This is a genomic window from uncultured Shimia sp. (genome assembly GCF_913054185.1).
GTDB lineage: Bacteria > Pseudomonadota > Alphaproteobacteria > Rhodobacterales > Rhodobacteraceae > Shimia.
In genome coordinates this window covers 1-7,864 of sequence record NZ_CAJXIV010000135.1, presented here as the reverse complement: position 1 = coordinate 7,864, position 7,864 = coordinate 1, and the positions used below count along the sequence as shown (strand labels likewise).

Below are 7,864 nucleotides of genomic sequence, written 5' to 3'. Positions count from 1 at the left end.
TACACCGTCACCTTTGACGATGAAGACGGCAAAGAGTGGACCGTGCCGGTGACTGGCGGCAATGTGAAGTTGCAATGGAAGCCGGACTTTGGCGCGCGCTGGGCCGCGTTGGGTGTCGACTTTGAGATGTATGGCAAAGAACACGCCACCAACGAGAAGATCTATGATGCGATCTGTCGTGCGTTGGGTGGCCGTCAGCCAAACCACTTCTCTTATGAGCTGTTCTTGGATGAAAGTGGTCAGAAGATTTCCAAGTCGTCTGGCAACGGTGTGTCGATTGACCAGTGGCTGACTTATGCCTCCACTGAGAGCCTCGCGTATTTCATGTACCAGAAACCAAAGACCGCGAAGCGGATGCACTTTGATGTGATCCCAAAGGCGGTTGATGAGTATCACCAGCAGTTGCGGGCGTATCACACGCAGGACATCAAGGCGCAGCTCAACAACCCAGTGTGGCACATCCACGGCGGCGACGTGCCGCAATCTGATATGGTGGTGCCGTTCTCGATGTTGCTGAACCTCGCGTCCGCGTCTTCTGCGGAAGACAAAGCCACAATGTGGGGCTTCATCAACAAATATGCGCCTGACGCAACGGCGGAAACCCATCCGGGAATGGATGCGGCGGCGGGCCACGCGGTCAGCTACTTCAAAGATTTTGTAAAACCCGCAAAAGAATATCGTGCGCCCACCGATCAAGAACGCGCTGCGTTGGAAGATCTGGCTGGGGCCTTGGGCTCAGCGGAAACCGCGCTGGCGGTGATTGCGGCGAAGAATGCGCTTGTTGGCAATGACGATCCGCTGCCAGAGCCGGATTTTGCAGATGAAGAGTTCCTGCAGTCGATTGTGTTTGCGATTGGCAAGACCCACGGGTTTGAGCCGCTGCGCGATTGGTTCAAGGCGATCTATGAGGTCCTGCTGGGCGCGTCCCAAGGGCCTCGGTTTGGCGGGTTCATTGCGCTGTATGGCGTCGAGGAGACCGTTGCGTTGATCCACAAGGCGCTTGCCGGGGATCTGATCGCCGCGGAATAAACCCAAAGGCTTGAGAGAATTTGTAAGGCCCCGCAATGGCGGGGCCTTATGCGTTTTGGGAGGCTACTTTGCGAGGCGTGTTTCGCGCCAAACCAGGATCGCGGCAGCACTTAGGATGATGCCCGCACCCAACCAGCTGACCACATCCGGCAAGACGGAGAACACCAGCGCGTCATAGAGCGCGGCAAAGGCAAGCGTTGTGTAGAAAAACGGGCTGACAAAGCTCGCATCCGCCATACGCATGGCGTTGATGAAGCAGGTTTGCGCGGAGGCCATCAGAAGGCCGATACCGGCGAGTGCCGCCCATTGCGGCAAAGTTGGTATTTGCCAAACAAAGGCGGCGGCCACGGAGGCTATGATGAGGCCGATGGCGTTGTTGATCAACAGGATCTGAAACGGGCGTTCGCGGCCGGTGAGCTTTTTGATGAAGATCAGCTCACCGCCCATGGCGCAGGCAGCACCCAGTGCCAAAAAAGCGCCAAACTCGAGGGCACCTGTACCGGGACGGGTGAGGACCATAGCGCCGGTGAAGGCCAAGGCGGCTGAGCCCCAGCGCCAGGGACCAATTTTTTCGCCCAAAAACGGGATCGCAAGCAGCATACCTACCACCGGGTTAAGGAAGCTGATTGCGGTGGCGTCTGAGAGCGGAATGAATGTCGCGGCGGCAAACATCAGCGTGACACCGCCCCAGCCCAAAGTTGAGCGGCCAATGTGCAGGCTCCAGTTGGGGCGTGTGATTTGCGGGCGGATGATCATCGCTGCGGTGGCAAACCCAAGGAATGCGAACAGAAAACGCCCATGGCTGATTTGAAGCGGGTGCAACTCTGGCCCCAAGGCTCCTGTGCCAAGCGCCTTGGCCAGAAGCGTGGTGCCTGCTGCAAACGCGGAAGCTGCGAGGGTCAGCGCAGCGGCAAGGGCCGGATTGGCGCGGGGGAGGGTGGGAATGCTCATTTGGGGGTTATGCGGCGGCGGATTTGGGCTGGCAAGAGTGATCTGTCGCGTGCAGGGAGAGACACAAGATGGGTGCCGATTTGGATGAATGTCACAAATTTTGCGCGAATCGACAGTTGGGGGTTCCCATTTGTCGCCGATCCATCTAGGCAAGGCGCATGATCAAACGCACAGATATCCCTTTTGTACGACGCCGACGCGCCACTGCGTGACCGGTACCTGATCCATTGCGCTGCAAAGTGGCGCACAAGCTCTCAAAAACATTGACGTAAATGCCGCAAGTGATGCAGTCACTAAAGCTCATGATCTGAAAAGGAAGATCGATATGATCCCGTCCGTTTTGCCGACGTACAACCGCGCCGCCCTCACGTTTGAGAAGGGTGAAGGAAGCTGGATGATTGAGGCGGACGGCCGACGTTTTCTCGATCTGGGGGCGGGCATTGCTGTGAATGTGTTGGGCCACGCCAACCCTGTGTTGGTGGAGGCGCTAACCACGCAGGCAAACAAGCTTTGGCATGTGTCCAATCTCTACAACATCACCCAACAGCAGGCGCTGGCGGACAAGCTGGTGGCCAATACCTTTGCTGACACAGTGTTTTTCACCAATTCTGGCACCGAGTGCTGCGAGCTGGCCGTAAAAATGGCGCGCAAGTATTGGTATGACAAAGGTCAGCCGGAGCGGGTGGAGATCATTGCGTTTGAAGGCGCGTTCCATGGCCGGAGTTCCGCGGGGATTGCCGCGGCTGGTTCTGAAAAACTGGTGGCCGGCTTTGGACCGTTGCTGCCGGGGTTCAATCAGGTGGCTTGGGGCGATTTGGATGCAGCCAAGGCACTGATCGGCGATCAGACGGCGGCCATTATTGTTGAGCCGGTGCAAGGTGAAGGTGGTATTCGCCCGATGGCGGATGCGGACCTCAAGGCATTGCGCGCGATCTGTGATGAGGCGGGTATCCTGCTGATCATGGATGAGGTGCAATGTGGCGTGGGCCGGACTGGCAAGCTGTTTGCGCATGAGTGGGCAGGTGTGGCACCGGACATCATGATGGTCGCAAAAGGCATTGGCGGCGGTTTCCCCTTGGGCGCAGTATTGGCCACGGAAGAGGCCGCGAGCGGTATGGTTGCGGGCACACATGGGTCGACCTACGGCGGCAACCCTCTGGCTTGTGCTGTCGGTGGCGCGGTCATGGATGTGGTCGCGGAGGACACGTTTTTGGCGGAGGTGAACCGCAAGGCCGGTCTGTTGCGTCAGAAGCTCGAAGGGCTGGTGGCGGAGCATCCCGAGGTGTTCGAAGAAGTGCGTGGCGCGGGGCTGATGCTGGGGCTGAAATGCTCTAAGGCGGCTTGTGGCGACGTTGTGGCGGCTGGCTACGACAACGAGGTTGTGACCGTGCCAGCGGCAGACAATGTGGTGCGGCTGTTGCCGCCCCTGAACATCACAGATGAAGACATTGCCGAGGCCGTTGTGCGGCTTGAAAAGGCGGCGGCCCAACTGGGCGCAGAAGGTTAAGGACAAATAAGATGAAGCATTTTCTGGATATTAATAAGACCGCTGTGGATGATCTGCGGGGCATGATCGACAGCGCCAAATCCATCAAAGACGCGCGCAATGGACGCCCTAAGGGTGCCCTGGATGATGATCTGCCGCTGAAAGATCACATGGTTGCGCTGATCTTTGAAAAGCCCTCCACCCGGACCCGCGTCAGCTTTGACGTGGGGGTACGTCAGATGGGCGGGCAGACCATGGTGTTGTCCGGCTCTGAGATGCAGCTGGGCCATGGCGAGACCGTGGCGGACACCGCCAAGGTGCTGAGCCGGTATGTGGACCTGATCATGATCCGGACCTTTGAAGAGGCGACACTGCTGGAGATGGCGGACAACGCCACTGTGCCGGTGATCAACGGGCTGACCAACCGCACGCACCCGTGCCAGATCATGGCGGATATCCTGACCTTTGAAGAAAAGATGGGTCCGATTGCAGGTAAGAAAGTTGTGTGGTCCGGCGACGGCAACAACGTGTTTGCCAGCTTTGCCCATGCAGCAGGGCAATTTGGCTTTGATCTGACCTTCACCGGCCCGCAGACGTTGGACCCGGAACAGGTGTTCATTGATGAAGCCCGTGCCAAGGGTGTGAACGTTGAGATCGAACGTGATCCGGTGAAGGCTGTGCAGGGGGCGGATTTGGTTGTGACCGATACTTGGGTGAGCATGCATGATGCGCCGTCAGCGCGGGAGCGTCGGCACAATCAGCTGCGCGGGTTCCAGGTCAACGAAGAGTTGATGAGCCACGCCAATGATGACGCGCTGTTCATGCACTGCCTGCCGGCACACCGGAATGAAGAGGCCACCAACGCTGTGATGGACGGGCCAAATTCGGCAGTGTTTGATGAAGCAGAGAACCGGCTGCACGCACAGAAGGCCATCATGAAATGGTGCCTAGCGACTTAGACCTCCCCCATTGGGTGACTTAAGGGCGTCAGCGTGGCTGGCGCCCTTTTTGTTGTTTGTGGGCGGATACTGCGCCTAATCTGGAGTGGCGAGACAAGGTAGGGAACACGCGATGAGTGAGGCGCAAGGGACTAAAAGGTCGCCACGGATTGTGGTGGCCGGGGCGGGCAGTATCGGGTGTTTTGTGGGTGGGTTGTTGGCACGGAGTGGGCACGATGTGACGCTTTTGTTGCGGGCCAAAACTGCCGAGGAGATCACACAGAACGGCTTAACACTGACCGACTATGGTGACTTGGATGTGGCCTTGGCGCCAGATCGCTTTGCGATGAGTGCTGACCCGGCCTGTTTTGCGGACGCGGACATTGTACTGGTAGCAGTGAAGAGCGCGGGCACGGTTGAGATCGCTGCGCAAATTGCAGCATATGCGCGAGACACCGCGGTGGTGATCAGCCTACAGAACGGCGTGGAGAATGCGGCGTTGCTGCGAGAGATGCTACCGGGTTGGGACGTGCGGGCCGGTATGGTGCCGTTCAACGTTGTTTGGGTTGGAGGTGGCCGATTTCATCGTGGCACCAGTGGTGACATCCTCATTGAGCGCGGATTGGGGCATGTCGGGCGGCACCTGAGCGTGCCGGCCTTGGCCATTCATGAACACGCAGACATTGCGGCGGTGCAATGGGGCAAGCTGCTGATCAACCTCAACAACGCTTTGAATGCCCTGTCAGGGATGCCTTTGCGGGAACAGATCGGCGACTGCGATTGGAGGAAGTTGATGGCGGCGCAGATGGAAGAGGCTTTGGTGGTTTTGGCGGCGGCAGAGGTGGCGTGTGTGAACCCGGTAGCGAAGGTGCCAATGTCCACGGTGCCACGTATTTTGAAGCTGCCAACCTGGGCGTTTCGCATGGTGGCGAAAACGATGCTGTCAATTGATCCGAGTGCCCGTAGTTCCATGTGGGAAGACCTCGAGAAAGGCCGTGGGACTGAGATTGACGAGTTGCAGGGCAAGATCGTGCGGCTGGCCCGGCAAGCCAATGTGGCGGCGCCGATCAATGCGGGGATTGCAGAGCTGATCCGAGACGTGGAGACACTGAGTACAGGCTCACCCAGGCTCACGGCGCGGGAGGTGCAGCGACGTCTGCGGACACAAGGTGCGGCCGCAGACGACTAGCTCTTAGCTGCTCAGTGTGTTGAGCAGGTAGAAGATCACAGCTGACATCAGCGCGGCGGCAGGCACAGTGATGACCCATGCGGCGATGATGGTCATGAAGTGGCTGCGGCGCACAAGTTTGCGACGGCGGCGCTCTTCGGGCGCGATGCGCTTCTCGGGGGTGCGTTGCACGGTGGTTTTGCGCAGGCGGCGCTCGGCGTGCCATTCGCGGTAGAAACCCACCCCAAAAATACCGCCCACGGCGATGTGGGTCGAGCTGACGGGCAGGCCCAACCAAGAGGCGACAATCACAGTGATCGCCGCTGACAGGGCCACACAATAGGCGCGCATCGGGTTCAGCTTGGTGATTTTCTCGCCCACCATGCGGATCAGTTTGGGCCCAAACAGGAACAGGCCGAAAGAAATACCAAACGCGCCAATGATCATCACCCAGCTTGGAATAGAGACTTTGGCGGCAAACTCGCCAAACTCGGCGGCGTGCACAATGGCGGCCAGCGGGCCAACCGCGTTGGCGACGTCGTTGGCACCGTGAGCAAAGGACAAGAGCGCGGCAGAGAACACCAGTGGGATGCCAAACAGCACTTTGAGAGACTTGTTGCGGTTCTCCAGACCTTCGGATTGACGGCGAATGAGTGGCGCGGAGACAACATAGAATAGACCGCCGGTGGCCACGCCGATCAGGAGCGCGGTCTGCAGGTCAATTTTGATGATCCGCTTGAGGCCTTTCAGAGCCAGATAAGACGCAAAGGCAGCTGCCATGATGCCGATCAGAACGGGCACCCAGCGGCGGGCCGCGGCAATTTTGTCGTCTTGGTAGATGATTTTGGTTTTGATGAAGGCCAGACAGGCTGCCGCAATCACACCGCCCAGAACCGGCGAAATCACCCAGGAGGCAGCAATTTTGGCCATGGTGGGCCAGTTCACTGCCGCAAAGCCCGCGGCGGCAATGCCGGCGCCCATAACGCCACCCACAACCGAGTGTGTGGTGGAAACCGGTGCGCCGACCCAAGTGGCGAGGTTGACCCACAGGGCAGACGAAATCAGCGCGGCCATCATTGCCCAGATGAAGATGGTGGTGTTGGCCATGCCGGTGGGATCAATGATGCCTTTGGAAATGGTGGAAACCACGTCGCCTCCAGCCAAAAGTGCGCCTGCGCTTTCAAAGAAGGCAGCGATGACAATCGCGCCCCCCATGGTGAGCGCGTTTGCCCCGACAGCCGGGCCCATGTTGTTGGCCACATCGTTGGCGCCGATGTTGATCGCCATGTAGGCGCCGATACCGGCGGCCGCGATGATGATTGCTGTGTCAGAGTCACCGCCTGACAAGAGGCCTGCCGCGACGCCTGCAATCACAATAAAAGCAATCGCAATGCCAAAGCCCACCATGGGGCGCGAGACATAGAGCGTGGCAGATTCCAGATGGGAGATGCGGTTGAGGTCGCGGTCCAGCGTGGACCATTTCTTGCCTGAGTTTGGCGAGGTCATGACAAAGAATCCCGGCTTTGAGTCGTACGGGGGCCTACCCCCGTAGCCGGGTCAATGCAACGATTTCGTTACAAATGGCTTACGAAAGGATTACAATTCCCGCAGAATGGCTTGAAGCTGTGGTTCGTTCACCATACCGGCAGCTTCTTGCGCGGGCACCCATTTGCGGGTGCGTTCCTCAGCCTCAGGGAAGTCGTCGACCAGCTCCGTGACCTCGGTTTCAAACACGGTGACGTCAACCGGCACCTCAAGCCCACCATCCAGACGTTTGGCATAGCCGTAGATGCCGACAGGTTCGCTGTTGATGTTGGCTTCTTTCACGCCAGCTTCTTCCCAGGCTTCGCGCAGGGCGGCGCCGGGGGCATCCAGCCCGTTGATAGGCCAGCCTTTGGGCAGAACCCAGCGGCCTGTGTCTCGCGACGTGATCAGCAGAACCTCGGTTGCGCCCTTTTTCTCACGCGTGCACAGCGCAGCGACCTGAATGCGGCGCGGGCGGCGCAACATTGGCGCGATCACGCTGTCAAAGGCGGATTTTAAGGCGTTGGTCATAGTGGTCTGCTCGGACTTGTTTGGTTATTATTATGTGGTCAGGTGTTTTGTCGTGTCATTGTATATACGTTTTCCTGTGGAAAACGTCAAGGTGCGCGCGAAATACACCTAATGTTTCCGACGTTTGGCGCGTAGGGTGGGGTCCGCTTGTGTCGGGTCTTCGGGCCAGGGGTGCCTAGGATAACGTCCGCGCATGTCTTTGCGCACGTCGGCATAAGAGCTGGCCCAAAACCCGGG

At 58.7% G+C, this 7,864-nt stretch carries 8 protein-coding genes; 4 read left to right on the top strand and 4 right to left on the bottom strand.

Annotation, left to right across the window (positions count from 1 at the left end; translation table 11 throughout):
• On the top strand, nt 1-1,029 hold a 1,029-nt coding region (locus QZ517_RS19000; RefSeq protein ID WP_294230264.1), incomplete at its 5' end, for a class I tRNA ligase family protein.
• A gap of 63 nt (nt 1,030-1,092) precedes the next feature.
• Here the strand turns inward: QZ517_RS19000 and QZ517_RS18995 are convergent.
• Complete coding sequence (locus tag QZ517_RS18995) at nt 1,093-1,980, bottom strand: DMT family transporter (protein ID WP_294230261.1); 888 nt, start codon at nt 1,978-1,980, stop codon at nt 1,093-1,095.
• 325 nt (nt 1,981-2,305) lie between these two features.
• On the opposite strand from QZ517_RS18995, the gene QZ517_RS18990 reads away from it, so the two are divergent.
• The 3 genes from QZ517_RS18990 (at nt 2,306) to QZ517_RS18980 (ending at nt 5,593) form a co-directional block, all read left to right on the top strand.
• Nucleotides 2,306-3,487 (top strand): aspartate aminotransferase family protein, encoded by a 1,182-nt coding sequence (locus tag QZ517_RS18990; RefSeq protein WP_294230258.1) that lies wholly within the window; start codon nt 2,306-2,308, stop codon nt 3,485-3,487.
• 11 nt (nt 3,488-3,498) lie between these two features.
• Nucleotides 3,499-4,425, top strand: a complete 927-nt coding sequence (gene argF, locus QZ517_RS18985) for an ornithine carbamoyltransferase (protein WP_294230255.1) — start codon at nt 3,499-3,501, stop codon at nt 4,423-4,425.
• Between the two features lie 112 nt (nt 4,426-4,537).
• Nucleotides 4,538-5,593 carry a 2-dehydropantoate 2-reductase gene (locus QZ517_RS18980; protein WP_294230253.1) on the top strand — a complete coding sequence of 352 codons (1,056 nt, stop codon included), beginning with the start codon at nt 4,538-4,540 and terminating at the stop codon, nt 5,591-5,593.
• A 3-nt stretch (nt 5,594-5,596) separates the two neighbouring features.
• Here the strand turns inward: QZ517_RS18980 and QZ517_RS18975 are convergent, their stop codons facing one another.
• From QZ517_RS18975 to QZ517_RS18965, 3 genes are all read right to left on the bottom strand, one after another.
• Nucleotides 5,597-7,078: an inorganic phosphate transporter gene (locus QZ517_RS18975; protein ID WP_294230250.1), complete on the bottom strand. Its 1,482-nt coding sequence runs from the start codon at nt 7,076-7,078 to the stop codon at nt 5,597-5,599.
• 90 nt (nt 7,079-7,168) lie between these two features.
• Nucleotides 7,169-7,627 carry an NUDIX hydrolase gene (locus QZ517_RS18970; protein ID WP_294230247.1) on the bottom strand — a complete coding sequence of 153 codons (459 nt, stop codon included), beginning with the start codon at nt 7,625-7,627 and terminating at the stop codon, nt 7,169-7,171.
• 108 nt (nt 7,628-7,735) lie between these two features.
• On the bottom strand, nt 7,736-7,864 hold a 129-nt coding region (locus tag QZ517_RS18965; protein ID WP_294230267.1), incomplete at its 5' end, for an ATP-dependent helicase C-terminal domain-containing protein.